Source organism: Streptomyces sp. NPDC006798, assembly GCF_040635975.1.
Classification (GTDB): domain Bacteria; phylum Actinomycetota; class Actinomycetes; order Streptomycetales; family Streptomycetaceae; genus Streptomyces.
In genome coordinates this window covers 50,184-76,808 of the sequence record NZ_JBEYIS010000001.1, presented here as the reverse complement: position 1 = coordinate 76,808, position 26,625 = coordinate 50,184, and the positions used below count along the sequence as shown (strand labels likewise).

At 70.3% G+C, this 26,625-nt stretch carries 27 protein-coding genes and 1 pseudogene; 4 read left to right on the top strand and 24 right to left on the bottom strand.

All coding sequences use genetic code 11. From position 1 onward, the window contains the following. Nucleotides 1–5: 5 nt before the first annotated feature. Complete coding sequence (locus ABZ714_RS00330) at nt 6–401, top strand: esterase (RefSeq protein WP_358822851.1); 396 nt, start codon at nt 6–8, stop codon at nt 399–401. Between the two features lie 286 nt (nt 402–687). Then, the gene (locus tag ABZ714_RS00325; RefSeq protein WP_358822850.1) at nt 688–1,170 is read left to right on the top strand and encodes a roadblock/LC7 domain-containing protein; all 483 of its coding nucleotides are present in this window, start codon (nt 688–690) and stop codon (nt 1,168–1,170) included. A gap of 158 nt (nt 1,171–1,328) precedes the next feature. Here the strand turns inward: ABZ714_RS00325 and ABZ714_RS00320 are convergent, their stop codons facing one another. The 9 genes from ABZ714_RS00320 to ABZ714_RS00280 form a co-directional block, all read right to left on the bottom strand. Continuing rightward, entirely contained in the window at nt 1,329–1,766 is a 438-nt protein-coding gene (locus ABZ714_RS00320) for a hypothetical protein (RefSeq protein ID WP_358822849.1), read from the bottom strand. 70 nt (nt 1,767–1,836) lie between these two features. Next, nucleotides 1,837–3,543, bottom strand: a complete 1,707-nt coding sequence (locus ABZ714_RS00315) for a mobilization protein (RefSeq protein ID WP_358822848.1) — start codon at nt 3,541–3,543, stop codon at nt 1,837–1,839. Nucleotides 3,544–3,545: 2 nt separating this feature from the next. Further along, entirely contained in the window at nt 3,546–4,001 is a 456-nt protein-coding gene (mobC, locus tag ABZ714_RS00310) for a plasmid mobilization relaxosome protein MobC (RefSeq protein ID WP_358822847.1), read from the bottom strand. Nucleotides 4,002–4,174: 173 nt separating this feature from the next. Continuing rightward, entirely contained in the window at nt 4,175–4,489 is a 315-nt protein-coding gene (locus tag ABZ714_RS00305; RefSeq protein ID WP_358822846.1) for a hypothetical protein, read from the bottom strand. 16 nt (nt 4,490–4,505) lie between these two features. Further along, nucleotides 4,506–5,537 carry a DUF2637 domain-containing protein gene (locus ABZ714_RS00300; RefSeq protein ID WP_358822845.1) on the bottom strand — a complete coding sequence of 344 codons (1,032 nt, stop codon included), beginning with the start codon at nt 5,535–5,537 and terminating at the stop codon, nt 4,506–4,508. After that, the gene (locus tag ABZ714_RS00295) at nt 5,534–6,100 is read right to left on the bottom strand and encodes a WhiB family transcriptional regulator (protein ID WP_358822844.1); all 567 of its coding nucleotides are present in this window, start codon (nt 6,098–6,100) and stop codon (nt 5,534–5,536) included. Before ABZ714_RS00295 ends, ABZ714_RS00300 begins: the two co-directional genes overlap by 4 nt. Before the next feature lie 97 nt (nt 6,101–6,197). Continuing rightward, complete coding sequence (locus tag ABZ714_RS00290) at nt 6,198–6,914, bottom strand: ATP-binding protein (RefSeq protein WP_358822843.1); 717 nt, start codon at nt 6,912–6,914, stop codon at nt 6,198–6,200. After that, a complete protein-coding gene (locus ABZ714_RS00285) occupies nt 6,914–7,894 on the bottom strand; it encodes a hypothetical protein (protein ID WP_358822842.1) in 981 nt (326 codons plus the stop codon). Before ABZ714_RS00285 ends, ABZ714_RS00290 begins: the two co-directional genes overlap by 1 nt. Nucleotides 7,895–7,896: 2 nt before the next feature. Next, nucleotides 7,897–8,244 (bottom strand): hypothetical protein, encoded by a 348-nt coding sequence (locus tag ABZ714_RS00280; protein WP_009996538.1) that lies wholly within the window; start codon nt 8,242–8,244, stop codon nt 7,897–7,899. Nucleotides 8,245–9,304: 1,060 nt separating this feature from the next. Here ABZ714_RS00280 and ABZ714_RS00275 point away from each other — a divergent pair. Beyond that, nucleotides 9,305–10,642, top strand: a complete 1,338-nt coding sequence (locus tag ABZ714_RS00275; RefSeq protein ID WP_358822841.1) for a helix-turn-helix transcriptional regulator — start codon at nt 9,305–9,307, stop codon at nt 10,640–10,642. A 49-nt stretch (nt 10,643–10,691) separates the two neighbouring features. On the opposite strand, the gene ABZ714_RS00270 is transcribed toward ABZ714_RS00275, so the two are convergent. The 14 genes and pseudogenes from ABZ714_RS00270 to ABZ714_RS00205 form a co-directional block, all read right to left on the bottom strand. Further along, a complete protein-coding gene (locus ABZ714_RS00270) occupies nt 10,692–11,792 on the bottom strand; it encodes a hypothetical protein (RefSeq protein ID WP_358822840.1) in 1,101 nt (366 codons plus the stop codon). A gap of 31 nt (nt 11,793–11,823) precedes the next feature. Continuing rightward, nucleotides 11,824–12,660: a thiopeptide-type bacteriocin biosynthesis protein gene (locus tag ABZ714_RS00265; protein ID WP_358822839.1), complete on the bottom strand. Its 837-nt coding sequence runs from the start codon at nt 12,658–12,660 to the stop codon at nt 11,824–11,826. A 17-nt stretch (nt 12,661–12,677) separates the two neighbouring features. Continuing rightward, nucleotides 12,678–13,907 (bottom strand): lanthionine synthetase C family protein, encoded by a 1,230-nt coding sequence (locus tag ABZ714_RS00260; protein ID WP_358822838.1) that lies wholly within the window; start codon nt 13,905–13,907, stop codon nt 12,678–12,680. Further along, on the bottom strand, nt 13,904–16,780 hold the full coding sequence (locus ABZ714_RS00255) for a lantibiotic dehydratase (RefSeq protein WP_358822837.1): 2,877 nt from the start codon (nt 16,778–16,780) through the stop codon (nt 13,904–13,906). Before ABZ714_RS00255 ends, ABZ714_RS00260 begins: the two co-directional genes overlap by 4 nt. 214 nt (nt 16,781–16,994) lie before the next feature. Then, nucleotides 16,995–17,189 carry an FxLD family lanthipeptide gene (locus ABZ714_RS00250; RefSeq protein WP_358822836.1) on the bottom strand — a complete coding sequence of 65 codons (195 nt, stop codon included), beginning with the start codon at nt 17,187–17,189 and terminating at the stop codon, nt 16,995–16,997. 72 nt (nt 17,190–17,261) lie between these two features. Continuing rightward, a complete protein-coding gene (gene fxlM / locus ABZ714_RS00245) occupies nt 17,262–18,482 on the bottom strand; it encodes a methyltransferase, FxLD system (protein ID WP_358822835.1) in 1,221 nt (406 codons plus the stop codon). Between the two features lie 48 nt (nt 18,483–18,530). Continuing rightward, nucleotides 18,531–19,037, bottom strand: coding sequence for an NUDIX hydrolase (locus ABZ714_RS00240; protein WP_358822834.1), 507 nt, complete (start codon nt 19,035–19,037; stop codon nt 18,531–18,533). A 10-nt stretch (nt 19,038–19,047) separates the two neighbouring features. Beyond that, on the bottom strand, nt 19,048–19,962 hold the full coding sequence (locus tag ABZ714_RS00235) for an endonuclease/exonuclease/phosphatase family protein (protein WP_358822833.1): 915 nt from the start codon (nt 19,960–19,962) through the stop codon (nt 19,048–19,050). Nucleotides 19,963–20,069: 107 nt separating this feature from the next. Next, nucleotides 20,070–20,918 carry an SAM-dependent methyltransferase gene (locus ABZ714_RS00230; protein ID WP_358822832.1) on the bottom strand — a complete coding sequence of 283 codons (849 nt, stop codon included), beginning with the start codon at nt 20,916–20,918 and terminating at the stop codon, nt 20,070–20,072. Continuing rightward, complete coding sequence (locus ABZ714_RS00225; RefSeq protein ID WP_358822831.1) at nt 20,915–21,511, bottom strand: DUF6624 domain-containing protein; 597 nt, start codon at nt 21,509–21,511, stop codon at nt 20,915–20,917. The genes ABZ714_RS00230 and ABZ714_RS00225 overlap by 4 nt, the downstream gene beginning before the upstream one ends. Then, entirely contained in the window at nt 21,508–22,008 is a 501-nt protein-coding gene (locus tag ABZ714_RS00220) for a hypothetical protein (protein WP_358822830.1), read from the bottom strand. Before ABZ714_RS00220 ends, ABZ714_RS00225 begins: the two co-directional genes overlap by 4 nt. 283 nt (nt 22,009–22,291) lie before the next feature. Then, a pseudogene (locus ABZ714_RS00215) lies at nt 22,292–22,645 on the bottom strand (DUF6415 family natural product biosynthesis protein); the annotation flags it as partial. A gap of 80 nt (nt 22,646–22,725) precedes the next feature. Further along, nucleotides 22,726–23,121 (bottom strand): hypothetical protein, encoded by a 396-nt coding sequence (locus tag ABZ714_RS00210; protein ID WP_358822829.1) that lies wholly within the window; start codon nt 23,119–23,121, stop codon nt 22,726–22,728. Next, nucleotides 23,118–23,495: an ATP-binding protein gene (locus tag ABZ714_RS00205; protein ID WP_358822828.1), complete on the bottom strand. Its 378-nt coding sequence runs from the start codon at nt 23,493–23,495 to the stop codon at nt 23,118–23,120. Before ABZ714_RS00205 ends, ABZ714_RS00210 begins: the two co-directional genes overlap by 4 nt. Before the next feature lie 381 nt (nt 23,496–23,876). Between ABZ714_RS00205 and ABZ714_RS00200 the strand changes: the two genes are divergently transcribed. Next, complete coding sequence (locus tag ABZ714_RS00200) at nt 23,877–24,689, top strand: SDR family NAD(P)-dependent oxidoreductase (RefSeq protein ID WP_358822827.1); 813 nt, start codon at nt 23,877–23,879, stop codon at nt 24,687–24,689. Nucleotides 24,690–24,845: 156 nt separating this feature from the next. Here the strand turns inward: ABZ714_RS00200 and ABZ714_RS00195 are convergent, their stop codons facing one another. After that, entirely contained in the window at nt 24,846–26,558 is a 1,713-nt protein-coding gene (locus tag ABZ714_RS00195) for a hypothetical protein (RefSeq protein ID WP_358822826.1), read from the bottom strand. Nucleotides 26,559–26,625 lie beyond the last annotated feature (67 nt).

Here is a 26,625-nt window from a genome sequence, read left to right as displayed (position 1 = left end):
GACGCATGACCCCGTCGTCCACCAGCCTCTTCCCCCTGCGCAAAGCCGCCCTGCGGCCCATGCCTTCCGGTGTGCGGGGAGCCCTCGTCCGCGAGGTCTCCCCATGCCCCGGCGACATCCTCCGCACCACCTGGCACCCCGCCCCCACCGGCCGTCACCACCGGCTCGGCCCCGGGGCCCTCCTCCTCACCTGGACCCGCACCTCCTCGGGCGGCGGTATGGACGTCACCGCCCACCTCGGTCTGGACACCATGGAGGTCACCCTCGCCACCTGGCCGAACCTCCACGGCGACTGGAGCCGAACCGTCCACCCCACCGTCTACGAAACCCTCGCACTCCACGCCGCGCTCCGCGTTGCCACCAAGGCTCTGCGCCCTGCCAGCCACCAGGCCAACGCCTGACCCTTATTCCACGACCACGGTGCGGGCCGTCCGGATTCACCGGACGGCCCGCACTGGCGTGCGCCCTGGGTCCTGGTTTCACGGAACGGACAGCAAAGGCAGACACATGCCATCAACAGGCCGGCGCTCCCGGGAATCAAGGGATATTCGAAGTTGGCTACCCCTCAACAGAGCACTATATTCACCACCTTGTCCAGTAAGTACGTAACGCCCGACCTTCTATACAGTGGCGGCAACAGGGGCCGTTCGGGCCCTGACCGTCCGCTTGCCTCCGGGAGGATGTTCCGTGGCCGTCACCAGCGCCGCCGTCTACGAAGACGAGTTCCGCCAAATGGAAGAGACCCTGCGCCGACTGCGCCAGGAGGCCAATGCCAAAGCAGTGTTCCTGATCGACACGAACGGCCAGAAGGTGGCTGCGGCGGGCGAGATCGAGCAGTTCGACACGACCTCGCTCGCCTCCCTGACAGCGGGCAACGTCGCGGCCACTGACGGTCTGGCCAAGCTGATCGGTGAACGTGAGTTCTCAGTGCTCTTCCACGAGGGGGAGCAGGACCACATCCACATCTCGATCGCGGCGAAGCGCGCCGTCCTGGTCGTTGTCTTCGACGACAGTTCCTCCCTGGGTCTGGTCCGGCTTCGGGTCAAGCGGAGCAACGGGGACCTGGAGCGGATCTTCGAAGCGTTCATGGAAAAGGCTTCCGCATCCGGGGAAGAGACCATCTTCCCCGAGATCACCGACGACGACCTCGACGCCCTCTTCGGCGAGTAGCTCTCGTGCTGGGCGCAGCACGGCGATGCCCAGCACGATGCCCGGCGGTCCAGGGCCGCCTGTGCCGCTGGGCCTCGGGCCGGGAGGGCTGGCTGCCCCGGGACAGCTCTGCGGTCCCGGGCGGCACAGCATCCGCAATGGGGTTCCGCACTGCCTATTCACTCCTGGCCTGGATTGGCAGCCCAAGGACGAGGCTGGGTCAGGTATATGCCGGTGAAGGTGCCGTCGTAGCCGGTGGCGCGGGCGGCGTCGTCCAGGCTCGGATACACCGGGCCCGTGCCGTCGCCGACCATCACCTCGAAGTCGGCGCGGGTGAGTTCGGACTCGTGCCACTGGTGTGCGCAGCGGCAGCGGATGTCGATGCGGTTGCCGTCACAGATGATCATCCAGTCGCGGCGGGCTCCGCAGTTCGGGCAGATGACGACGAGGCCGGTGATGAAGAGTTCTTCGGGGTGGTTGACGCTGCGCATGCGGATGCGGACGCCGTCGGGGCGGTACTCCTGCTGGAGCCGGAGGACCGGGTCGTCGCCGGAGGCCGACACCGGTGCGGGCTGTTGGGTGGTTCTGGGCTGCTGGTGGGTGTCGTCGTGGATCACGGTTCTCCTCGGGGGTCTCTTCTTCGAGCCATAGCAGTGGGGCTGGTGGGAGTCCAGGGGTTTGTGCTGGTCAGCGGCGGGCCCGCCGCTGCTCGGCCGGGGCCGGGCTGGTGCGGGCGGTGGTCTCGGCGAGCGTCGAGATGGGGGTGCGGGCCGGTGCCGGGCGGGTGGCCGGCTTCGGTGCCGTGGGGAGGCCCGTAGTGTGGCGGATGCGCCAGATGAGGACGTCGGTGACGTTGTCGGCGGTGTCGAGTTCGCGCTGCCCGACCACGATCTTCAGGAGGGCCGTCGGGTCGTGGCCGGCCTGCTGGGCCTGGTCGAGGGTGGCGAGGAGGGCGTCCCAGCCCGGTTCGCCCCGGAGCCGGTCGGCCTGTTCCGGGAGGGCGTCCGCGACGGTGGCCGTGTGCCGGTGGCGTACGGGTTCGGGCAGCCGCTGACCGTGGTGACGCATCGCCCTCAGCGGCGGTGCGGCGGTGGTCTGGTAGGCGGTGCGGAGGTGCTGGGCGGTCTGGTGTGCGGCTGCTGCCTGTTGGGCGTGGCCGTGGGCGGAGTGCCAGCGGGCGGCTGCGAGGGTGACGAGGACGAGGGTGGACAGGACCATGGCGGTGGCGCCGCCGTCCTCGCCCCGTCCGAGCGCGTCCCCGGCACGGAGGACTCCACGGGCGGCCGTGCGCAGAGCGCGGTGATCGGCGCGGGCGGCACGTTCGTGCGTACGGGTCGCCCGCTCGAAGGCACGGGCAGCCTGGGACAACTCCCGCCGGGTAGTGGCCGGGGCGGTCAGGGCGAGCGCGTCGAGGAGTTCCCCCGTGCCGACGAGCTGCGCGACCGCCGTACCGTCGTCGTCCTGGTCGAGGGCGGTGGCGGCCCGTACGGCAGGGGTGACGGCGTCGCGGCGAGCGGCGGCCGGGCGCGGCCGGGAACCCTCCTCGGGATCGAGGGCTCCGGTTTCCAGGCGTTGGCGGATCTTGGGGAGGGAGAGGTCGGGGGCGAGTTTGGAGCCGGAGAACCAGACCGGCTCGCCCGCCCGGTTGCGGTCGCCGGGGAGGGCGACCTTGTAGCCGAGGACGTCCCCGGACGGGGCGATTCGCCGTTCGACGCGGAGGCCGGCAGCGGCGAGCCGGGCGAAGAACTCGCCTTCGTCCACGGCTCCGGCCAGTGCCTGGCGGACGGCTTCGCGGAGCGTCTCGCGTGGCGGCTCCGTACGTCCGACGCGTTCGGCCTTGGAGCGCTCGGCGCTGGTGGGCCGCTGGGCGGCGGTGCGGTCGCCCGGGTTGAGCTGCTGGAGCCCCCACTCCTTCTCGATCTTCCGGCACTCTGCCTGGGCACGGGCGCTGTCGTTGTGACGGCGGGGGCTGCGACCGTCCTGCCGCTTGAGGGTGGCGACGATGTGGATGTGATCGTCGGCGTGGCGGACGGCGATCCATCGGCACGCCCGGTCGTCGCCCTCGGGCGCGATGCCGGTCGCGTGGACGATTCGGCGGGCGACCTCGCCCCACTCGGCCTCGGTCAGGAGCCGGTCGCCGGGGGCGGTGCGGACGGGGCAGTGCCAGACGTGCCGCTTGGGCCGTCGGCCGACGGGCAGGGCGAGGAGGGGGAGGTCGAGCCGGTCGGTCAGCTCCCTGAGCGTGACCGCCGGGTCCCGGCCCGGGTCCGGGGCTAGACCGGGTTGCCAGGCAGCGACGATGTGGGGGTCGGTGTGTTCGTCGCGGCGGCCTGGGCCGTAGAGGTAGGCGAGGAGCCCGTACGTGCGGCTGCCGGTGGAGATGTCCGGGACCACGGTCAGCGCCTCTGGGCGATCTCGACCGTGGCGGCCTCGACCCGGACCGCCGCCCGCTGGACGCGGCCGACCGTCTGGTCGACCGCGTCGCTGTGACCGCCGGAGTTCAGCACCCTCGCCACCTGATTGAGGTTGTTCCCGGCGCGGGCGAGCTGCGCGGTGGCGGTCATCAGCTCCTCGACCAGGGCCCGCTGGTCGGTCAGCCAGAGCCGTGCGTCGCCATGGGTACGGGCGACGGCCACGGCCGCGTCGGCGAGGAACCCGGCCGTGGTCAACCCGACCGACTTGGCTGCGTGCTGGACGGTGGCGAGTTCGTCGGCGGTGAGGCGGACGCTGCGGACGTGGTCGCGCTGGACGGTCTGGCGCAGGCGCGGACGCTGACGACGTACGGACGACAGCTCGGCTTCTCCTCCTGGCTGCGGTCCGCCCCCGGTCCCAGCCTCACCTCCTCCCGGCACCCCCTGGTGCCGGGAGGGTTCCCCCTCCCCGTTCGGGGTGGGGGCAAGCGCGTCCGAAACTCCTCCGCTGCCCGTGGCTGCGGAGGAGTTTCGGACGATATAGCTTGCTCGGCCTCGTGCCGGGCAGTCGCCTCCCTCCACCACGGTGGCGGGGTCGGCCGGTTCGGGTCGGGTCATCGGGGGGCCTCCGGGGCGGTTCGCCGGAGTTCCAGGAGGATCTCGGCGGCGTAGTCGAGGGCGAGGGCCGGGTGGTGCAGGGTCCACGGCCGGCTGTCGGCGGTGCGGCGGACGGTCCAGGACCCGTCCGGGCCGCGTTCGGCGTGATGGAGGTGTCCGCGGGTGAGCAGAGTGGTGATCCAGGCGTCGGCTTCGGCAGGGGTGACCGGGATGGTGCGCACGAAGGTCTCCGATACGAGCAGCAGGGGCCGCCACCGGTGGGCGGTGTCCGGGGCGGGGTGACCGGGCCGGTCGGTCTCCGGGCCGGTCACCCCGTGGGGCGGTCGGTCAGCCGGTCAGAGTGACCTGGGCCGGTCGGTCCTCGGTACGGAGCTGGGTGACCAGGGCGGTCAGCCGGTCGTTGGCGAGCGGGATGCCCTGGCCCCGGATCGCGTCCGCGACGACCTGGCGGGTGACCCGGTTCGCCCGGGTGACCGCCACGCGGGCGATCGGGAGGAGTTCGTCCTCGTCCTCCGGACCGGCCGGTGCGGTGGGTGGGGTGTCCGTGGTGGGTCTGCTGTCCGGGTCACCGGATGGTGCGGCCCCGGCGCGGCCGGTGTCCTCGGGCTCCGGGTCGGGGAGGGTGACCGGCTGACCGGGCCGGTCGGCCGGAGCGTCCGGGGTGACCGGGCGGGTGTCCGGGGCGGAGGGGGCGGGTGCGGTCAGTTCGGCCACCGGGTGTCCGGCGGTCACCGAGGCCGGTCGGTCAGTGTCCGGAGGCCCGGTCAGTTCCGGACGGCCCCGGTCGGCCGGGCCAGCCGGATTGGGCCGGTCAGTCTCCGGCACGTCGGTCAGTTCCGGTCGGTCGGTGGCGGGCCGGTCGGTGCGGACAACCCGGGTGTCCGGCTGTCCGGGGTGTCCGGGCCGGTCGGCCACCGTGGTGCCGGCGGGTTGGCGGGCGATGAGGATGTAGAGGTGGACGGCTCCGGCGAGGGCGAGCGGGGCGACCGTGGAGAGCACGCCGACCGTGAGGTCGCCGAGCTGGAGGCCACTCGCGGATGGCCCCTGCTGGTTGAGGCGCAGGGCGTGGAGGGCGTTGGCCCAGATGCTGACCGCCGAGGCGGTGCCGAAGAGCGTCCAGACGTAGACGCGGGAGGCGAGCGGTGCGGCGTGCAGGACGAGGAGTCCGCGGACGCCGTAGGCGATGAAGCCGTCGATGATCAGGGGGAAGAGGTAGGTGAGGGCACCCCGGATGTGGATGGAGGCGGCCATCTGCTGGAGCGCGTCGTAGGAGAGGGCGCAGGCGGCGGCGCCGAGGGTGACGACGGCGGCCTTGTCCCAGGCGGTCGTGGGTGCCGGTATCGGCGCGGGGGCGCTCACGCGGCCTTCCCGAGGTCGGTGCGGGCCGGGGCCTTCGTCGCGGTGATGGGTGCCGCCTTCGTAGTCCTGGGGGTCTTGGGCTTGGTGTTGCGGTTGCGGATCTCGCGGGCGGCGGTGCGGTAGAGCTTCTGGGCGTGCTCCTTGGTGATCTTCAGGAGGCGGGCGAGCCGGTCGGCCGGGATTCCGGCCTGGTAGGCGTCGCGGGCGACCGCGCGGCGCTCGGCCCGGCTGAGGTGGACGTCGCCGCCGGCGAGGACGGCGTTGATCCGGCCGTAGTCGAGGCGCTGGGCCAGCTTGCTGTGGAGAGCGTCGCGTTCCTCCTCGGTGAGGCCGCCCCGGATGCCGTCGCGGTCGCCGTTCTCCAGCGCGGCGTCCAGGCAGGTGCGGCGGACCGGGCACCGGGCGCAGAGGGTCTTGGCGGCCCGGATCCGGTCGATCTCGTCGGGCTCGGGGAAGAACAGGTCGGGGTCGCCGCTGGGGCTGGTGTGGCAGGCGGCCTGGTTCTGCCAGGTCTGGTCGCCGAGGGTGCGCGGCCCGTCGACCGTGCTGGTGGTGCTGTGCATGGGGGTCTCCAGAGGATCCCGGGGCAGGGGTGTGCGCGGCCGGGGTCGGTGAAGGCAGGCCCGTGGCGGTTTGGGGCCCGGAAGGTGGTCGGCGGGGTCAGGCTGCGGCGACGGGGCGGCGGTGCCCGGCGGCGTGGGCGCGTCTGCGGTCGGGGCCGTCGAGGATGACCTTGTCGGCCATCTCGGCGAGGCGGGAGGCGACGCGGTCTCCGGTGTGGGCGCGCAGGTCGGCCATGCCGAGGTTGGTGGTGACCAGGGTCGGGAGCATCTCGTTGTAGCGGTGGTTGATCAGCCGCATCGTGATCTCCTCGGTCCACTCGCTGTACTTCGCCGCCCCGAGGTCGTCGATGACCAGCAGCGGGCAGCGGGCCAGGTCCCGCAGTTCGCGTTCGCCGTCATGCCCGGGGCGCGGGCGCAGATCGGCGTAGAGGTCGGCGGCCGTGGTCGCCTTCCAGCGCAGCCGGACCCCGGCGCCGATGAGGCTGCGGATCGCTCCGTAGGCGAGGTGGGTCTTGCCCGTGCCGGTGGTCCCGGCGATCAGCAGCGACCGGCCCTGCGCGATCCCCGGGGCGCCGCCCGGCCCCGGGCGTCCGGCCTCGGCGATGGTGCGTACCCAGGCGGCGACCGCCGGGTGGTCCGCCGTGGCCGCCCGGTAGCGGGCCGGGATGCGGGACTCGGCGGCCAGCAGGGCCGGGACCGGCTCCGGCCCGCCGTCCGGCGTCGCGGTGGGGTCGATGCCCCGGGTGGTGAGGATGTGGGCGAGGCGGCGGGCGAGGCCGCCGACGGGCTGGGGCTGGGCGAGGCGGTCGCGCATCACAGCTCCTCGGCGTAGGCGGCGGCAGGGTCGGCAGGGTTGGCCCAGGCCCGCTGACCGGGCAGGTTAGGCGGGTTTCCCGGCCGGTCCAAACGGGCGGCGGGGGTGGCGTTCATGGCCTCGTGGACCAGGCTCGGCAGGGTGCTGGGGTGCAGGGCCTTGACCCGGTGGCGGGCGAGCCCGGCGCGGACGTGGCCGGGGTCGATGCCCTCGGCAAGGAGCTTGGCGGTCTCCCGGCCGAGATGTCCGAGCACGCTGTTCGGGGGTGTGTGGGCGCAGGCGGCGGCGTACTCGTCGACGAGCTGCTTCGCCGAGGGGGTCTGGGGTGCGGGGGCGCTCGCGCCCCACAAAGTAGTTCCTAGGTCCCTGTTCCTAGGTCCTAGATCCGGACCGTGAGTCCTCACTGAGGGCTCACTGAGGGCTCCGTGAGCACTCAGTGAGGACTCACTGAGTGCCGTTTGAACTGCGGTTTTGTCATGTGTGGCGGATTGCGTGAGGGCTCCGTGAGGACTCACTGAGCCCTCAGTGAGTCCTCCGTGAGTGCTCACCGCGTCCTCCGTGAGCCCTCCGTGAGCCCTCACCGCAGGCTCCGGTACAGCCGTGGCCGCAGGTGGCGCGGCGGGGGTCTCGTGGTGGGGGCAGGGCGGGGTGCGGACCCCGGAGGGCCGGTTGATCCGCTGGTGCCTGCGGAAGGAGACGATGTGCGCGTAGCGGCGGTTCTCGCCGTCTTCGTGGACGGTGTAGCGGCAGACGAGGTGGTGTTCGGCGAGCTGGGTGAGGTCGTCTTCGACGCCGAGGGGGCCGTGTCCGGGGCGGTAGGACCAGAGGGCTCCGGCGAGGACGGCGGGCTGGTCTCGGAAGCGTCCGTGGTCGTCGGCTTCGGTGAGGAGGCCGAGGAAGGTCCGTTCGGCGGTGAGGGAGACCGCGGCGAGGGATTCGGAGCGGAAGGCTTCGGGCTTGATGGTGCGGATCCTCGGCATCGTCAGCGGCCCCCGGCGGTGGCGTACGCCTCGGCGGCGGGGCGGAGGGTTCCGGTGGTGAGGTCGAGGTCGTGGGCTTCGCCGGTCCAGTCGACCGTGGGGTGGGCGCGGATGATCCAGCGGGCGGCGGTCAGCGCCTTCGCCCGGGTGACCGGGAGCTGGTGGCCATGGGCGTCGTATGCGCGCAGGTGGGGGCTGGGCCAGACCTGGGCGGGGTCGCGCTGGGAGACCCGGGCGGTGGCGGCTTGGGGGATCATCGCGGCGACGGCGCGGGCGAGCCGCCGGCTGCGGTCGGCGGGGTCTGCGGCGGGCGGGGTTATGCGGGCCCTTCCGCTGTGGTGCGCGGGCATGTAAGAATTCCCTACTTGTAGGTGGAGCAGGTCGGCCGTTCTCGTCGAAAAGGCCAGCCGACCCGCTTCAGTTATGGGCATCCTTCGGGGTGTCGGATCGGCGCTCGGGAGCGGCTAACTCCCGGGCGCCGTTTCCTTTACCCGCCGCGCGGTGGCAGGTCGTTCATCCTCTCCCCCTCCTTCTTCTGGTTCCGTCCGGTCTTCGTTGCCGGGACCAACAACATATGCATGACGCGTCCAACACTCCAGCGCACAAAGGGTGTTCGGGGACATCGACACCAACACGACATCTACGCCCGGAAAGTGCACCGGAGGGCTCCCCGACCATGCCGGGCCCGGCGCATCGGGGATTCCCGGCGGCATTGCCCGCCGCACGATGCGGGACCGGCCCGGATTACCCCGCCGTGAGCTTTCAGCGGAAAGGTCCTGACGGCGGACCGGTGCACGAGGAGGTGTCGGGCGGGGGCGGGGCCGGCGGTCGCGCCCAGGGTGCGGTGCCTCGCCTCATCTCTTCCGCCCTCCCCGGTCCGCCGAATGCCCCGCTGATCACGGGGCCCTTTGGTTTTAAACCGGGCGTCATCCCCTCGTCAACGCCCCGTAAACCACGGACGGAACCGCCGCCGGGCAAATCCGGGAGCCGATCCGGGAATCAGTCGGCGACGCCAATTCCCTTGACCAGTGGATGGTTTACACGCGTAGCGTGAAACCGGATTACAAGATCGCCAATTCGCGGGGGCCGCTCACCCCGGCGGGCGTGCACAGAAAAATGGGCGTGCCCAAAAAAATGAGCACGCCCGGAAATAAGTCATACCAATGTCCGCTTCAGCCCGTAATCAACAAGATCGCCCATCAGGCCGGGCGGGAACATTGGTTCAATCCCGAACAACATCAGAGTCGGGGTCGCCCGTCAATTCCCCGGACGGCAATTCCATGATCGCTTTGCGCATCCTTTACTCTGGTTACCGACACGTAGGGCGGGGGCACCACAAGTGCTCCCGCCCTTTTCCGTGCGCCCGGCGCCTTCCGGGTCCGCATTCCCCCCACACCCTGGAGGAACCCCATGGCCGACAGCGCTGTCGCGCTCCGCACGGACACCGGCTCCGAGCCGCTGTCCCCCGGACAGCTCCTCGGGCACCCCGGCCTGCTGCGTGCCTGGCGCGCGGTCGCCGGGGAGAAGCTGGGACTGGGCGGGCCTCTGTCGCAGACGGACGTCGCGGAGGCCATCGGCCGCAGCCGGGGCTGGTACCAGAACCTGGAGAACGGCGCCCGCCCGAAGATGGACCGCGAGGTCCTCGACGCCCTTGCGAAGACCCTGCTCCTGGGCCGTGACGAGCACCAGGCCCTCGTGCTCGCCCTCCTCGACGGCGCGCTGACCACGATCCCGGACTCGTTCGGCAGCGCAGCGGTACGGCGGGACCTCCAGTTGATGCTGGACCAGCAGCTCCCGAACCCGGCGTATCTGACCGACCGGGTGTGGAACATCATCGGCTACAACGCCGCCATGGCCGCCCTGTGGCCCTGGGTCCGCGAGCCCGGCGCCAACCTCATCCGCTGGGCCATGCTGTCCCCCGAAGCGCGCTTCCAGTACGTCGACTGGAACCACCACGCCGCCGAGTACGTCAAGCTCCTCCGGTACGCGAGCACCCGCTACCCGCACGACGCCGACCTGTCGAAGCTGATCACCGACGTGAAGGCCGACCGGGTCTGCGGCCCGTTCTGGGACACCGACGTCGCCGCCGTCTCCGAGTCCCGCGACGGCCACCTGTTCAAGATGGCCCTGCCCTCGATGGATTACCAGCCCATCGAGGTCATCTCCCACGTCCTGTTCCCCGCGTCCCTGCCCGGCGCCCGCGCAGTAATCATCACCTGGGCCGGAACCGACGAGGACGCCCCCGGCTCCCCCGCCACCGTGACCGGGCAGCCGACCCGCCGCACCCCGGAACGCCCCTCCGTGCCCTGGCCCGGCCTGCCCTTCGCCTCCGAGCGCACCGCGGCGCCCCGCCTCACCGCCACCCCCACCGAGGCCGTCGAACTCGCCGGCCCCGGCGCCGTCCCCCTGCCGCTCCTCAGCGCCCTCCTCGGCGGGAACGACTGCCACCTCGTCCTGGCCCCGGAGACCGGTTCCGTGATCCACTCCACCCGCCACCCGGACGGCCAGTGGGACTTCTCCGAGACCTCCGCCGCCGACCTCCTCCACCAGCTCCCCGCCATCGCCCCGGCCAGCGACACTCGGGCCGAGTACAAGCGCCTCCTCTGGGCATCTCTCTCCACCGACCCCGCTGAGGCGTCTCACGCCTGTGATGCCCAGCTACGAGAGGCACAGGCCCGTGTGGAGATGCTGGCTGAGATGCGCCACGAACTGGCCGACTCGTGGGCTGCCCTTGTGCCGTTGACGTAAGCGGATGGCTGATCCCGGGCGACTCCTGAGGAACGGGGACCGGGGTCAGTCATCGAGCCTTCTCTGCTTCTCGGATCGTGTGAGCGCTCCTCCGTAGCGCGACGGTGAGCTGGGCAAAGAGTTCGTCGGGGATCGTCCCGGCTCCCAGGGCGCACGCGATCACGAGGTCCCGGCACCGCTTCTGCTGCACGTCGGTGGCGAGGGCAGTGAACATCGGGTGCGTGAGGTTCTCACGGGCTGCGTATCCGTCGTTCAACGCCGTCGCACGGCGATGCAGATGACCGACGAGGCAGCGCGCCCGGTGGGCATCGGCGTTCCCGGTGATGTCCAGGATCGTCAGGCCGAGGCGGGTGTTGAAGACGACCGTACCCGGTTCGGGTTCCAACCGTTCGTACATGTCCGACAGGATGGAGGTAGGACGGTCGGCCGGCAGACCGCTTCCTCTGCGGCATATCGCCGTGAGGCACACGGCCACTGCCTGCTCCCAGGGCTCGCCGGGTGCGGAGTCGTGAAGGAGGCCGACCGCCTCGGCAGTTCGGCCTGCGGTGAGCGCGGCGAGGACGGCGACTTGCCGCCCGTCGAGCAGCCGCTGTCCCACACCGCGGTGGCTCTCGATGTGGGTGAGGGCTTCGTTCCACCGGCCCTGGCTGGTGAGTGCTCGTGTTCCGTCGGCGAGGAGGACCGTCCACAGCCAGGTCCGGACTTGGCGTCGGTCCTCGGTCGTCGCGGTGAGGTGTGCCGGGACGGTGATGCTGTCGAGCTGCACCGCCGTGCCCGTGGTGACGGCCTCGTACAGGGTGCGGAGATATTGCCGAGCGGTGTCTCCCTTCCCGGCACGGGCGTGGAGGCGAGCGAGATTGACGACCGGTTCGAGTGCCCGGATGGCGCTCTGGCCGGGGAGGGGGCAGGCCCGGAGGTAGGCGTGGGCGTGCTGGTGGCACAGTTCCCGGGCCAGGCTGGGGAGGCCCAGGTCGGAGGCGATCAGGGCGGACTGGTTGTAGACGGCTGAGGCCCGCACCGGATCGGCCTGTTGTACCGCTGTCTCGGAGAGGTCGAGCAGTCCGTGCACACGTTCGGCGAGCGGCAGGCAGGCGGGACGGGGCCGGGCAACGAGGGGGAAGCGCCGGGCGATGGGGTCGTTCGGGTCCATGGGTCCCTTCTCTGCGAGCGGTCCGGTGTGGTCAGCGGCGCGTCCGGGCTGTACCGGAAGCGGTGGGGCCCGTTGCGGCGGGGTCGGGACCGAAGACGACGTCTTTGGCCGTGGCGGCGAGGGCGGCCTGTGTGTCGTAGGGCAGACCCAGGCGGTTCCACGCGAAGATCACGTGGTGCGCAAGGACGTCACGGAGTCCGCGATGGAGGGCTCCGGCAGCGGTGAGGCTGATCAGTTCGCGCCCCGTGGCGGTGTACGCGCGGGCCCATTCCGTGGTGCGGGCGAGGAGGCCGTGGTCGTGGGTCTGGTCGTCCGTGTCCACGGTGATCAGCCGGTGTACGGCGGCACGCTGCCGGGCGGTGCTCTGCTGGCCAGCGGGCGGGAGGCGGTGGGCGGCAACGCGGGCCCAGACGTCACCCTGCTCGTACCAGTCGAGGTCGGCCGCGCGCATCAGGGTGCTGCACAGCAGGAGGGATATCTCCCTCCGGTGCCCGCCTGCGGCTTCGTCGTCGCGGAGATGGGTGAGCAGACCTCGGCTGTCGTGGTGGAAGAAGCGGTGCGCCGTCTCCATGGCTTCGGCTCCGCCGAAGGCGTGGACTTCGGGTTCGTACACGATCGGGGTCCAGCCGGTGATGTGCCCGGCGGCGGCCAGAGCGTCCAGTTCCCGGCCGATCCGCAGGTGGGCACCGGTGGATGGGAGGTAGCGGAGTCGCCAGCACGGCCGTTTGCGGATGTGGAACCAGGTGGTGATCGCGCCTTCGTCCTCGGCGGCGAACAGCAGGGGCGCGAGGTGGGCCAGGGCAGTGTGCTCGGCACGGGTCCAGTCAGGGAAGGCGATGTTCACCTGGGGCCACGCGGGGGTGTCCAAGTCGTCTCCAGGGGTGTTCAGGACAGAGCGAGAAAGGCGTCCCAGTACGGGGCGGAGGCTTTTCCGGTGCCGACGGTGTGCAGGACGAGGGCCGCTCCGGCGACGCCGTCGAGGAGTTCGGAGTCGTGGTCGGACCGGTCCAGCGCGGTCATCAACCGGTCGGCGATCTGCGGCAGCTCGGCCGCGATGGCCGGGTTTCCGGTCTGGTCGGCCATACGCCATGCGGCGTGGAGCAGGCCGGCCGTTCCGTGGCAGAGCCCGATCTCGGGCACCAGGTCCAGTTGGGCCGGGTCGCGCAGGGCCGCGAGCATCGCGTTCTCGGCGGCGGTGACGCGTGCAGGTTCGCCCAGGGCGAGCCCGGCGAGCTGTTGGGCGCGGGCGGTGCCCGCAACGCCGTAGCACCAGGAGGGCCGGGGTCGGAGAGCCGGTTCGTTGTGCCCACCGGCCGCTTGACCGGCCGTGATGAACCCCGGCCACCAGGGTCCCGCCTCGTCGTCCTGCCGCCACCGGTCGGTCCAGGCGCAGATCCGGCCGACGGCGTCGGCCAGTCCGGGTACTTCGGCACCGCGCAGAAGGGCCAGGGACGTGACCGACAGGGTCGCGCCGATGCCGTGGGCCAGCCCGAAGTTCCCATGGCCCCTGGGGAAGTCCGGAGTCGGCTCACCGCTGGGAGAGACGTCGGTCCACCACGGAGGCAGTGGTCCGCGCCCGCTGAGGGGTTCGGTCAGGCGGACGAGGTAGCCGAGCGTGTCGGCGGTGATCTCGTGGCCCGGGTGGCGGGCGAGGTGGTGGGCGGCGAACCCGGTGAGTCCGCGGATGAGGTCGAACTCCTTCATCGCGGGCCGTTCACCCCGGTCGATACGGGCGTGGGCCTCGGCCAGACGGCGCCGGGTGAGCGTGATGGTGGCGTCGTCCAGCTTCTTGAGCGCGTTGCGGTAGCGGCCGGTCGAGCCTGCGGCGGTGTGCAGGAGGAAGGCGAGGGCCGGGGCACCGAGGTAGAGGCCGGCGTTGGGGGCGGCGGTCAGGTCGTCGGAGGCCGCCTGGGAGATCCAGGTGCGTGCGGTGTCCCAGTCGCCGTGTCCGGTGCGTGCCCGTATGACGTGGAGGAGGGCGATGCCCGCCGCGCCTCCGGCCAGGGACTGTGGCCACGCCCGTCCGCCGTCGGCCTCGGAGTCAGCGGGGCGCGGGTCGGCCAGCTCGGCTGCGATGGCGTCCGCGACTCCGAGGGCTTGCGGTATCGGTTTCACGAGCTGGTCCTTCCTCGGGCGGTCCAGCTCAGTGCGGCGGCGCGGGCTAGGTGCAGACACTGGCCCTCGGCGTCGAGATCGATCCCGGCGACGCGGGTGTGGTGCAGATGCAGCAGCTCGGCCAGCAGAACGTCCGCTTGAACCGTCCCTGCGGCATCGAGCACGGCCTTGTAATCGGCCAGGCTCTTGCGCCGCCGTGCCCAGGAGGCGGTGATCCGTTCGCCGCCGGGCTGCCGGGTCAGGACACCGTGGTCGTACGGGTTCCCCAGGGCGACGGCCTGCTCGTATACGTCGCGGGCGGGCGCGGGGCTGGTGGTGCGGGCGCGGTTGATCAGCCAGGTCATCGCGTCGTCGGGGTTCCCGATCAGGCCGGTCGTGAGGTCGAGCATGCTGGCGGCGGTCAGAGCCTGCGCTGGGGGTCCGCCGGCCATCGCGCTGGCCACGGTCTGCGCTACGGCGGCCTCGGAGTCGGCCGCGAAGAACCCTTCGGCCGCGTCGATCGCCGTCGGCCCGCCGAAGCGAGCGGTCTCGGGGAAGTCGGTGTCCCACCGCACCCGCGAGATCAGCCCGGCCCGGCGGAGTGCCCGGGTCCAGCCGCCGATCGCCGCCGGGGCGCCCACGGCGTGGTCGGCCGGTACGACGAGGCGGAGGCGCAGGTGCTCGTCGGGATCGCGGTAGGGCAGGAACCACCACCGGTTTGTGCCGCCGAGTTCCGCGAGCAGTTCGGGAAGGCGGCGCAGGATGCCGCCGTGGCGTTCGGGGCGGGCGTAGAGCTTGACGAGGAACCGGCCGTCGCAGCCGGGTAGATGACCGTATCCGTTCGCGGTTCCGGTCGCGCGGTCCAGCCACCATGGTGCCTTCTGTCCTGGGCCGGTCCGGGTGAGGGGGACGACCAGCTCGTGGGGGCGCCCGCCGATCCACCCCGTATCCGGGGCCGCGTCCGCGCGGAGCACGGCGGTGCCGGAGCGCTGCACCTGCGCGCGCAGCAGGACCCGGTGCGCGGGTTCGTCCAGGTCGAGGCGGAGGCGCTGGTCGCCGTCACCGGCGTAGGCCGTGCTCGGGGCGCCGACCTCCTCCCGCCACACGGCCAGGGAGGTGTCCCAACCCGGTTGGTCCGCCTCGCGGCCGGCGAGGTCGGCGGTCGTGAGTAGCCACCGTGCCGGGGAAAGGATGGTGCGCCCGTGGCGCACTGCGGGGAGGAACGGCAGCGTCGTCGCGGCGCCCCAGTCGAAGACCGCGCACGGGGTGCTCATCGCGTGGGTGGCTTCGGTGAGGAACCGGATCAGCGGATGGGTGCGGTGGACCGGCTCCACCGCGTTGAGGGTCACGAACTCCAGCGGGCGCCTCCGTGAGCGCGAGACGAGATAGAGGCGGTGGACGTCGGCGGTCACGGCTACGTCGTCCAGCGGAACCTGTTCGTCGTCGGGGCCGTGGTACTCGCCCCAGGTGAGGAGCGCGGGCATCACCGCCGGTACGCGGGCGACGTTCTCGGTGGCGGTGTGGAGCGGGGGCGCGGAGATCTGTACGGGCAGAGCGCCGTCGGGGGCGGTCGCTGCCGTCGCGTACGTCTTCGCCATCCGGTCGCGGTCGTCCGGGTCGAGGAGGTCGAGGAACCGTCCGGTCACGGTTCCGGCGGTACGGGACACTCCGGTGACCGCGAGTGTGAACTCTCCGTCCGCGAGGGCCTTGGTGCTGGGGGCGTTGACGCGGACGATCAGCTCCGTTGTCGGCTGGACACCGGTATCGGGGCCCGCCCCGTCGAGTTCGGCGATCATGGCGTCGTCCAGGATGATCTCGTGTTGTCGGCGCAGGGCCGCGTTCTGCGCGAGCGCCAGCAGTTTCCCGTCCCGTTCGCTCAGCGGGGTGTTGGCCGGGGCGGGCGGGCCGCCGAGGAACCCGGCCGGGTAGCCGAGGCCGGTGTCGCTGTCCACGGCGTCGAGGACCGGTACCAGGGCACGCGGGCCGTACCGTTCGAGGAAGCGTCCGTGCCAGCTCGACCAGGCGCGGCTGAGGAAGGGCTGCCGGGCCAGCCGTACGAGTGCCGTCGCGGCGCGGGCCGCTTCGTCGGCGACCGCGGGTGGGATCGTCGCTTCTCCGTCGATCCGCAGGTCGATCCCGAGCTTCGGCCCGGAGCCGGAGGCGGGCCCGGCCGGGTGCTCTCCGGTCCGGTGCTGGGCCAGCGTGTCGGCCAGAGCCCGCACTCGTGCGACGGTGGCGGTGGTCGTGGGCGCCCTCTCCGCTCCGGCGGCTTCAAGGGCGCCCAGGAGGTGGTTCAACGGGTTCGTCGTGGTGATCGGAGGGCGGAGGTTCGTGGTCAGGAACCGTTGGGCGGTCAGATCCGCCAGCAGCTTGCCGATGACCTCGGTCGGTGCCTGGGGGAAGTCGGCGGCCAGTTCGGAGAGAAGGTCCGCGACCCGGATGGGGCGGCGTGCCGCGTCCAGGGCGGACCGGACGGGCGGGGTGGCCCGGACCTGAACCCGGGCCGGTGCGCCGCCCGCGCTGCCGGGTCCCCGGTGGTCGAGCACCAGGTGGCCGTCTTTCTCGACCACCAGGGCATGGGCCTGAACCGTCAGCAGGGGCAGTAGGGCGCGGTCTGCTTCCAGGTGCTCGATCGCCTCGGCGAGCCATACGGCGTCGGGCCTGGCGACGACCCGGTGCCCGGTGCCAATGCGGACGCCCGCCGCGTCGGCTATCCGTACCGGCGCCACTCCCGCGAAGAAGCCGAACGGGGTGGCCCGGCTCGACGCCCGCAGTAGATACCGCAGAACGGCGAACGTCGCCTTCCGTACGGCGGCGGCGGGCAGTTTCTTCCCATCACGGATGCCCTGTACGCGGTGTGCCAGTGCCGGGCTGGCCTGCTCCAGTGCTTCCACGAAGCCGGGTATCCGAAGGGTTCGCTCCAGCCACGCCCGCCATGAACTGGTGTCTCCGTCCGGGTCCGGCCACGGCTGGGCGAGATCACCCGGGCCCCAGGTCCCAGCCCGCAGAAGCGATGCGTCGAGGTACTCGTACACCGGCAGCTCCCATCGTGGAGCGTGGTGCCCGACCGACTTCGGCCGGGCACCACGGTTCAGGGCTTCGGGCCTGCTACGGGCAGGTGGTCGAGCAGGCGGACTCGCACGTCACGCCGCAGCCGTCGTCGGTCATCCGGATGAGCCGGTCGGCCGACGGGCCGGACTCCACGATCGAGACATCCAGGTCCCAGTCCTCGAAGCTCCCTTCCTCACCCGCGCCCTGCGGATCCGGCGCTATCGCCGCGTCTTCGATCTGCTGAACGGACACAACAACCTCCCTGATAGTTGGGTGGTGCGAATGCCCCATGCCCCCGTGCCAAGGCCGCAGGAGCCGGGGAGCCTACGACCAGGAGAAGGCGACGGCGCCGAGCCGCTTCGCCACGACCCCCTGGGACGGTTCGGCCGTACCGGCGGGCAGCGGCCGGTACGCGATACTGGCCGCGCCGCGCCGCTGATGGTCCGACGCCCACCGACGCAGCAGTTCGACGTAGCGGGCCGCGACGGCTTCGGCGTCGGGGCCGTGGGCGAGGACGCCGCTCTCGAAGCCGCCGGTCTCCTCGTTCTGCCGCTTGGTGCGGTACGCGAAGCTGCCGCCGCTGACCAGCGCCGGCACTCCGCGCGTCACCGAGAGCGCGAGGAGTCCCTGATCGACCAGGTCCTTGCTGCCGTGGAGCATCACCATCTCCGGCGTGTTCGTCACCAGGAACAGCTCCAGCTCGTCCGGCAGATCGAAGGCGGCCCCGGACCACACCTCCAGTCGGGGCGAGCGCACGGCGGCGGCCAGCGCGTCGGTGTCGAAGTCCTGCTTCTGGTCGTCCACGCGCAGCGCGAGGCCGTCGGTGATGTGGACGAGCCGCTCGGTGTACGCGCTGGCCCCCTGCATGGGCACGAAGCCGCACAGGCGGTAGCTGTCGCTGACCAGCTCCGCTTCGGGACTGGCGGCACGGTCGAACGCGATCGACCGGGTGAGTCCGCGCATCCGGAGCGGGACGACGATCCGGCCCCGGTCGGAGAGCTGGTCCAGCCACGCCGACGGAATGTCCCAGGCCCCGGCGGTGACGATGATGCGGTCGAACGGCGCCAGCTCCGGCACCCCGGCGGCGGCGTCCGCCCGCACCACCTCGACCTGTTCGTACCCCGCCGCGTCCAGGCACTTCCGGGCCCGCTCGACGATCTCCGCGTCGATGTCCACCGAGATCGACGCGCCCTCCTTGCCGACGAGTTCGGCGATCAGCGCGGCGTTGTAGCCGCCCGAGCCGACCTCCAGGACCCGCATCCCGGGTTCGATCCCAGCCTGCTCCAGCATCACCGCCTGGATGTGGGTGGCCGACAGCGAGCTGAGCGCCGTGCCGTCCTCGTCCCGCTTGATCACCAGAGCCTGGTTGGCGGCGTACGCGGCCTCCAGCGGCTCACCGACGGCGAACAGATGCCGGGGCACCGCCGCCACCGCGTCGGCGACGGAATCGGAGGTGATCGCCCCAAGATTCCGCAGTTCACGCACCATCGCCGCCCGCAGCGAGGCCGCTTCCTCATCGATGTTCTTGTCTCGTACCGTAGTCACTTCGTCACCCTACCGATCGCGTTTCGTGGTCCTGTCCCATCACGGAAATCAACGAGATTCCCCCAGCAGACCGCCTGGAATCGGCCCGTTCCTGCGCGCGGAGTCGCCCGGAGCTGCACCCTGATCAGGACTGTTGGTGGCGGCGTCCAAGTACTGCTGAACAGGCAGATAGAGCCCGTCGGGGATGTAGTGGAAAACGTCGCGGAGCGGCACCCACCTGATGTCCGCGACCTCTTTCGGTGCGGCACGGTGCGCGGTGCCGGACTGGATCGCGCAGGCGAAGTAGACGATGCGAACGCCGGTCGCCGGGTGGGTTCGCTCCCTCAGTTGTTCCGTGACGGTGACGACGAGGCCGGTCTCCTCCTTCACCTCCCGTACGACGGCGTCCGCGGGGAACTCGCCCGGTTCGACCTTCCCGGCCGGGAACTGCCAGGTGAGCGAACCCTCGGACACGGCCCGTTTGACGAGCAGAAGGCGTCCGTTCTGGAGGATCACCCCGGCCGCCACCCTGATGGCCTGGTGGTTGTCGGGGGATGGTGGTGTCACCTTCTCCATGGCCTTCGCCTCACCCGGCGGCGAGGGCGCCGACCGGCTGCCGGTTGAGAATGTCGGCGAGCAGGTCGCCGTCGAGGGTGAGCCGGACGACGTGGTGGTCCGACATCAGCAGCGGTACGGGGATGACGTCCACGTCGGTCACGGCGGGCAGCAGCTCGGCGGTGACGTACACGCGGTCGACCCGGGCGTCGGGGCCGTGCGTGTCGCAGGCGTCCACCGTGGGGGCGAGGGCGTCGGCGGTTCCGTCCGGCCGGTCGGCGTGGTGCTGGGCGACGTCGTGGAGTCCGGCGGTGCGGAGGATTTCGTCCGGGCGGGTGTCCATGGACCGTCCCTGCGGGGTGAGGTGGGAGCGGTGGGCCCGGTGCGGCTCGTCGGCGATGTCGTCCAGGACCGGCAGCGGGGGTTCGTCCAGTCCACTGGGCTCCGGATAGCTGTTGGTGTCCCCGCCCAGCAGCGCGGGGATGCGTACGGTGTCGCAGTCCGGGGTGGTCCATCGCTTGTCGGCCCAGGTGGTCAGCCACTCGGTCTCGGCCATGCGGGCGGAGCTGGAGGCGTAGTTGAGGTGGAAGGAGCCGACGACCATGGGCAGGGCGTCGCGGCCGGCGGGCAGGTAGCGCATGGTGAGGGCGGTCGGCGGCAGGGTCCACAAGGGGCCGGTCTGCGGCCATTCCCGTACGGTGCGGAACGCGGTCTGGTCGGCGAAGACGGCGGTGCAGGAGCCGGGGCCGAGCCAGCCCCGCATGCCGAGGATCTCCTCCAGCTCGTACATGACCCCAGCGCCGTTCTCGTCCGCGCCGGGCATCTCCTGGCGGAGCACGAGCGCCGGGTTGTCCCTGGCGAGGAGTTCATGCGCCTTCCGGCGCAGGGCGGGGTCCTGCTTGCCGTTCCGTTCCAGGTTCCAGCAGTGTGCCGTGATCGTGGACATCCGGTTCCTTATCGGTTGCGGGTGTGGGTGGGTGCCGCCCCAGGGGTCCGGGACTGGTGTCAGCCGGGGCCCGGGGCGGCGGTTCAAGGGGGTACGGACGGGTTCCGTCAGCGCCGGGCCCGGTTGGTCTTGACCGCGATGCCGGCGTACGCCGGGGCGTCGAATGCGCGGGCGGGGTACGGGGTGAAGTGGCGGACGTTCGATCCATAGGCGGACCACTGGCTCACGGCCGAAAGCCCGGCGCCGAGGCGGGTGAAGCCGCCGAAGAAGGCGTCGATCTCGGTACGACTGCGCGGGCGTACCGGGATGCCGTGCCGCTCGTAGACGGAGACGACCTGAGGAACCTGGATGGGGTTGAGGTCGGAGGTGAGGTGGGTGACCGAGAGCGTGCTGCCCACCGGCAGCCAGTCCCTCAGCACGGTCATCGCATCCGCGACCGCGGCATCGTCCGTGTTCCACGGCAGCACGTCGTGCACCGTGACCGCGATTGGCCGCGTGAGGTCGAGCGCCCCGTGCAGCTCCGGCCGGGCGAGCAGTGCGCGCATGTCCATGAGGTCCGCCGCCACCACGGTCGTCCGGTGGGGTGGGCCGGGGTCGAGCCAGGACTTCGCGTGGGCCAGGACGCCGGGGTCGCGGTCGGCGTAGACGACGGGGCAGCCTTCCGGGACTAGGTGGTGGAGGTCGGGCCGGTTCGGCAGGCCGCAGCCGAGGTCGAGGAACTGCCGGGCGCCGAGGCGGAGCGCGGCTTCGGTGGCCACTTCGGTGAACCACCGGTTCGTCCGGGCGGCGAGCATCACCCAGGGCGCGACCATGTAGAGGTCGAGCGCCGCGTCGCGATCGCACTGGTACGTCTCGGCCCCGCCGAGCAGGACCTCGTACACCCGCGGTCCACGGGGGAAGGCGAAGTGCTCGGGCCCCAGCTCCTCCAGGCCCGCCGGGCAGGGCACCGTCGTCATGCCGCCACCCACACCATCTCCGGAGCCCTGTCCGGCGTCCCGCCGCCGGGTGGCGGTTCAGCCATTGGCGGCCAGCCCAGACGGCGCCGCAGGGCGGCCCACGCCTGCGCGTGCGGCGGGAGCCCGACCGCGGCCCGGCGATCGTCGAGCTGTCCGGGGTCCTCCACCAGTGCCGGCACCGGGCCGTCCGGCCCCATGCGGAACTGGGTGCCGTACCGCTGGCGGTCACCGGCGTTCACCGCGCACCGGTCGTGCAGGCGGGCCCACTGCTGGATGGTCGCCTCGCCCCGGGCGACCGCACCGCCCAGCAGCCCCAGCGCCAGGCGCTGAAAGTCCGCGAGCCCGTCGGCGCGCAGCGCGATCTCCCACGCGGCGGCCAGGGCCTCCTCGCCCACCAGGTCCCGGGTGGGCCATCCCCACTGCGCGACGACCCTCCGCAGCACCATGGCGTTCTCGTAGTCCTGGTGCCGGGCCCGCGCGGCCTCGACGGTCGGGACGCGGAGGCGAAGGAGCCGCTGGCTGTCCCGGCGGGCCAGCTCCACGCGGTGGACGAGGTCCTGGGCGATGTGCTGCCCGTCGGGCGGTGGGGTCATCGGTCGCCCCCGAACTCCAGGGCGTTCAGCAGACGACGGGCGGACTTGAGAGGGATGGGCCCGGTCGACACCACCGGCTCCCCTCCGCAGCGAAGGCAGTCGGAGAGGAAAAGCAGGTCGAGGAATCCGCCGCCCGTAGCCTCGCGGAACGCGCCCTGGAGCCGCGCGACGACCTTCTGCGCCTCGGGCCAGTCGTCAAGATCCCTGTCCGACCGGGGCGGTCGCGGGGGCGCTCCCAGGAGCTGGGCCAGCCGGTCCGCCGCCGCGACGGTGAGGTCGCCGAGCACGACCTCACCGTCCGCCAGACCGAGATCGGGAGCGTCCAGTCCATGGACTGCCAGCGCCCTCCGCAGCCGGTCGCGGGTCTCGTAAGCGCGCTTCATGCCCCTGCGCAACAGGTTCGTCAACTGGAGGACGGTGTCCGCATCGACGGTGCCCAGCTCGACCCGGCTCGCGGGATCGTGGGGGCTGGGATGGACCGAGAGGGGCAGCCCCACTTCCCGGCAAGCCGAGTTCAGGTCCCTGATCGCCCAAGGGAGAGACGTTGATATCGGGCGCGGTTGAGGGGCTAAGACGTTCACGCGGGTACTCCAGGTAGTGCCGGTTCGGGGAACGGAGGAATGCGCGAAGGCGCGGAGGAGGCCAGGGTTGCGAACCCGTCGGGCGACTTCGTCGGGGGCCGTGATCGTGCTGCTCAACGGCGGAGCACCGACGGCGCTTGTACGCGGAAGGCTCACGTCGCCCCCCGTCAGTCGTGTCGCCGACGATGTCCAGGAGGTCGCTGACGAGACAGGCCAGAAGCCGGGCGTACGGCTCGGTCGGCACGAACTTCGTCCCGCCGCCCTGGGCGTCGAGCCGGAACGCTGCACCGACGAGTTGACGAAGGAAGTCGTCCGGCCGGCCCTTCGCTCCGTGCAGTGCGTCGGTCACCAGCGGCCAGAGACATGTACGGAGAGTGCGGACGAGGTTCCGAGTCTCCTCTGGGGACAACGACTCGGCGCCCCAGCCGAGAACCCGTTCCAGAACATCGTCCACACCGTCTTCGATGAAGGACTTCCGCAGGCTGTCGCCCAGCCGTAGGAGCAGGTCCCGGGGTGCAGGCCGGGCGGGTTCGACCGGTCGTGTCTCGTCCATACCGTTTCGCACGGGCAGGGCACCGTCGTAGGTCGACACGGGTGCCACCCCGGGGGAGGGAGGGAGTAAAAGGTCGCGGGTCACTGCGCCCTCCTGGAAGTCTCCGGAAAAGCGAGTGAGCACCACTTCGTCCCTCCGCCGGCGCTCACTCCCCACGCCTTGGCCATGCTGGCGATCAGCGGGAGTCCACATCCGTTCTCACCGATCTCGTCGGCCTCGCCGAGCGAGGGGACCAGTTCGTCAAGTTGCTTGTGGAGACGTTGGGGCAGCTCTCGCATCATGGGACCGGTCACCCAGGGGCCCGCGCCCTTCACGGCTTCGAGAGTCGCCCGTGCCGCGCTGAAGGGGCCCGGCGGGTACATCCTGAGCGCCCCGAGCAGCCGCTGTAGAATTCCCTGGCCATGAGGCGACTGCCACTGCTTCACCTGCAGACGGCGCGGCTCGCGGCGGACCAGACCGTGATCGAGCCGCGTCATGCCGGCTCCCCCTGCCCGGCCTCGGCAATCCGGAGTTCGCACCAGGTACGGGTGCCGTCCTCGCTGGTCCCCCAGGCACTGGCCAGATACTCGATCAACACCATGCCCCGGCCGTGCTCGTCGTAGGAGTCGCCCCGCCTGCGGACACGCGGCCGGCTGTGGGACCCGTCGGCGACCTCGATACGCACGGTCGCCCCCGCATACGAGATCGAGAAGCCCACGGAGGAGCCGCTCCCGTTCTCGATGGCGTTGGTGACCAGCTCGCTGATGATCAGTTCGGCGCTGTCCACGGCCTGCCGCAAACCCCAACTGCGGAGGGCCGCACGTCCGATCCGGCGCATCTGCGAAACACGCCGCGCGTCGCCGGGGCGCATCTGCTCTCCGACTGCGGGGTGGTAGCACTCGAAATCGACGGCATGGCGTCCGGCTGGCAGACGGGGTCGCCGAGGGGCGGCAGCCGCTACGGCCGTCACCGTGCTCGCCTCATGAGGAACCTCCGGCTCGTCGACACTCCGATTCCCACCCGCACGGCACTCGGACGGCCACCGCTGGATGGCTCAGGCACAGGACCCCCTGCTGGTGGGCAGGCGGTACATCCCGTAGGCCGCCCTCTTCCGGGACAAGCCGGGATCAGTGCTCCCCTGGTCGTTGGGTTCGGGGTCCAGCGAAGCGCGCTGATCACCTGTGGTGAAGACTGCACCGGGGATGCACTCGGGCACGGGAGTGCACACAGGTTGCACGGCGAGGAGACAGCGATGGAGAGGGTGTATGGCGGATCGGTTCCTGGCTCAGCACGATCCCTCGAAGGCCGCCACTATGTGATCACTGGTGGTTCGCGTGGACTGGGAGCCACTGTCGTCCGGTCACTGCTCGGCGAGGGCGCCCGGGTGTCCGTGTGCGCCCGGCAAGCGGAGGGACTCGACGCGCTGAACGCCTCAGTCCAGCAGGACGGCCACCCTGCTCTGTTCACCCAGGCCCTGGACGTGGCCGAGCCGACGGCTCTGGAGGCGTTCATCGACGCCGCCGCAGCGGAGCACGGTGGGCTCCACGGCGCCGTGGCCTGCGCCGGCGGGGCCTCGGGCCGGGGTATCGGAGCGGCTTCGGCGGACGACTGGCGCAGGACCTGGGAGCTGAACGCGGGACACGCGGCCACCCTCGTCTCCAGCGCGGTGCCCCATCTTCGCGCTGCGGACGGCGGCTCCATCGTGGTGGTCTCGTCGATCTCCGGCTGGAAGCCCGGCCCCCAGGCCCAGTACGGCTCCGCCAAGGCAGCGCAGATCCATATGGTCGCCTCGCTGGCGCGTGAGCTGGGGCCGGACGGCATCCGGGTGAACGCGGTGTCCCCCGGCTCGATGCTCATCCCGGGCAAACGCTGGGACCGGATACGGCGGGAGGACCCCCCGGCCTACGAGCGGTTCCTGGACGAGTTCCCCGCGCGCTCCCTCGTCGCCCCGGAGGAGGTCGCGGAGGTGGTCACCTTCCTGCTGTCCGAGCGTTCCCGCGGTATCTCGGGGGCGAACATCCCGGTGGACCAGGCACAGAACGCCCCTACCGCTGACGGCTATTAACGGTCTGAACCATTCATGCAGGCAGCAGAGCAAGAAAGGTACCGAAAAAGTCGAGCGAAGAGTCGAGAAAGGTTGGGCAACGACCGAAGTTCAACCAGCGAATAGATGCCTGCCCCGCAGAGTCACGAGCAAGGGGATCCATTCAATCGGAATGCCCTATTCCGGTCCTTTGAGTGCGAATATTCCGCTGACCTCACCGACGAGTCGACGCACTTCAAGAGCCAACTTGAGGACCGGCGTTCTAATACTACCTGCAGCATACTCGGCCTCACATTTGGCAAGCAGTATCGGCCAAAGAAGTTCCGCTAGCCTGACCTTGTCTTCAGCCACTCGCAGCCGACCAAGGGGAACCTTGATGTCATAATTCCTGGCGCGAGCCTCCTGGAGCTGATCCCGAAGATCCTCTTCCCAATTCGACTCCTCAGCACGTGGATTCGATTGGTTAGTGGCAATTTTCGTAATGGCCGGAACTAGCTCATCATCTGAAAAGTTGGCAATCTCACACTTGTCGTCACCCCAAACGTGAACATGTACCAGCGCATCGAGCTCCCCTTGCCCAATATCAGCATCTTGATATCTCACTTCCTCCCGGATGGCCTCTTGCAGCTGCCGCCGCACTTTATCCCGCTTGGCTTGGGTTTCAAAATCATTCTCAGCATCCATAGCGATCACGAGCGCTGTCAGCGAGGCATCAAGCATCCACCGATCGTGAAGCCTGCGACCAATGCGTGGTGTGACACCATACCGCGCAATTAGATGTGCGTTAATCTTCGATCCCTTTGTCCGCTGCACTCGCACTTGCTGCGGCTGAGCGAGCCCAAATTCCGCCAAAATTCGCGGCACGTGGTTAAGCTCGGTTTCACCTTCGACTAGCAATATCACCTTCGGGTGGGGCGAAATACCCAGCTCAGCAAGCGCCCTCTCCAGGGTCTTCGCTTCCTCATAGCGAGGCGTCAATCGATCATGCTGTGGAGTCCACCATGACGCTCCCGTAAGATCCGGCAAGGGTTCGACAGCGCCACCTGCAGCAAGATCTTCATGTGCACGCAAGAGGACCTCCGCACCAACGCGTCGCCACATGGCCTCAAGCGGTTCCCCCCGCAATTTCGACCAACCCTTATAGCTGGCGTGACGCATAAGGGGCAACCATTTGACAAGCGGCTCACTATGGGCTTGCGCTAGCAGAGTATCCGCTTTCCCCTTCAGGCTGGACGGATCAACACCAGCACACCGAAGCGAATCACTCACGTTCAATACAGCCCTATACTGACGCAGACCATCTTCGTCTACACCCGTAGGCATCTTGATCTGACCAAGAATACCTGGCAGGTATCGCGTCGCCAAGGCCGCCAAGACAAGCGTCAAATTCCGTCGGCGCCTCCAGTTTGCATCACCAGAAGCGGGAACATGGCCCCGCTTGATGAAAGCGTAACGATTGAGGGCCATCTTTACGTCAAACAACTGCCAGGCCGAGTAGACGAAGCCATTCCACCAACTTCCATGCTCTTCAGTCGGCTGACGCCTGTAAGGCCAAGCTACCGAATACCCCTCATCGACTGGATCTCGGAGACGCCCATCAACCGCAGCTTCAGTAACCCAACCCCGAGGATTCATCTCATAAATGGGCTCGATAGCGATTCGACGACCTTCAGACGGCGTGTCACTTACACGATAGAGCGGCAGAAGCAAACGGTGACTGTGAAGCTGCTGAAGAATATCAAGTGAAAGCTTGTAGCCGCATTCTTTCGCCTTCTTGATAAACCCCTCAGCGGTTAGCAGGCCATCCTGAGTAAAGATGTACGGAATTCCGAGTAGAGCGAGAGATCCGCCAAGCGGCGGAACGGTACCTTGCGGCGCGTTCGTCACCATCACATCATAGAAGTCGCCAGCGAACGAGCCCGATCGAGAGACTTTCGCTTGGTGCGTCTACCGCGGC

Bases quoted from the DNA above. Each gene is read 5' to 3' on its own strand.
- ABZ714_RS00210 (WP_358822829.1), bottom strand. From the start codon at position 23,121: ATGACGCGGCTCGATCACGGTCTGGTCCGCCGCGAGCCGCGCCGTCTG.
- ABZ714_RS00235 (WP_358822833.1), bottom strand. From the start codon at position 19,962: ATGTCCACGATCACGGCACACTGCTGGAACCTGGAACGGAACGGCAAG.
- ABZ714_RS00280 (WP_009996538.1), bottom strand. From the start codon at position 8,244: ATGCCCGCGCACCACAGCGGAAGGGCCCGCATAACCCCGCCCGCCGCA.
- ABZ714_RS00240 (WP_358822834.1), bottom strand. From the start codon at position 19,037: ATGGAGAAGGTGACACCACCATCCCCCGACAACCACCAGGCCATCAGG.
- ABZ714_RS00290 (WP_358822843.1), bottom strand. From the start codon at position 6,914: ATGCGCGACCGCCTCGCCCAGCCCCAGCCCGTCGGCGGCCTCGCCCGC.
- ABZ714_RS00200 (WP_358822827.1), top strand. From the start codon at position 23,877: ATGGAGAGGGTGTATGGCGGATCGGTTCCTGGCTCAGCACGATCCCTC.
- ABZ714_RS00230 (WP_358822832.1), bottom strand. From the start codon at position 20,918: ATGACGACGGTGCCCTGCCCGGCGGGCCTGGAGGAGCTGGGGCCCGAG.
- ABZ714_RS00285 (WP_358822842.1), bottom strand. From the start codon at position 7,894: ATGCCGAGGATCCGCACCATCAAGCCCGAAGCCTTCCGCTCCGAATCC.
- ABZ714_RS00205 (WP_358822828.1), bottom strand. From the start codon at position 23,495: ATGCGCCCCGGCGACGCGCGGCGTGTTTCGCAGATGCGCCGGATCGGA.
- ABZ714_RS00225 (WP_358822831.1), bottom strand. From the start codon at position 21,511: ATGACCCCACCGCCCGACGGGCAGCACATCGCCCAGGACCTCGTCCAC.
- ABZ714_RS00270 (WP_358822840.1), bottom strand. From the start codon at position 11,792: ATGGACCCGAACGACCCCATCGCCCGGCGCTTCCCCCTCGTTGCCCGG.
- ABZ714_RS00295 (WP_358822844.1), bottom strand. From the start codon at position 6,100: ATGCACAGCACCACCAGCACGGTCGACGGGCCGCGCACCCTCGGCGAC.
- ABZ714_RS00195 (WP_358822826.1), bottom strand. From the start codon at position 26,558: ATGGTGACGAACGCGCCGCAAGGTACCGTTCCGCCGCTTGGCGGATCT.
- ABZ714_RS00275 (WP_358822841.1), top strand. From the start codon at position 9,305: ATGGCCGACAGCGCTGTCGCGCTCCGCACGGACACCGGCTCCGAGCCG.
- ABZ714_RS00330 (WP_358822851.1), top strand. From the start codon at position 6: ATGACCCCGTCGTCCACCAGCCTCTTCCCCCTGCGCAAAGCCGCCCTG.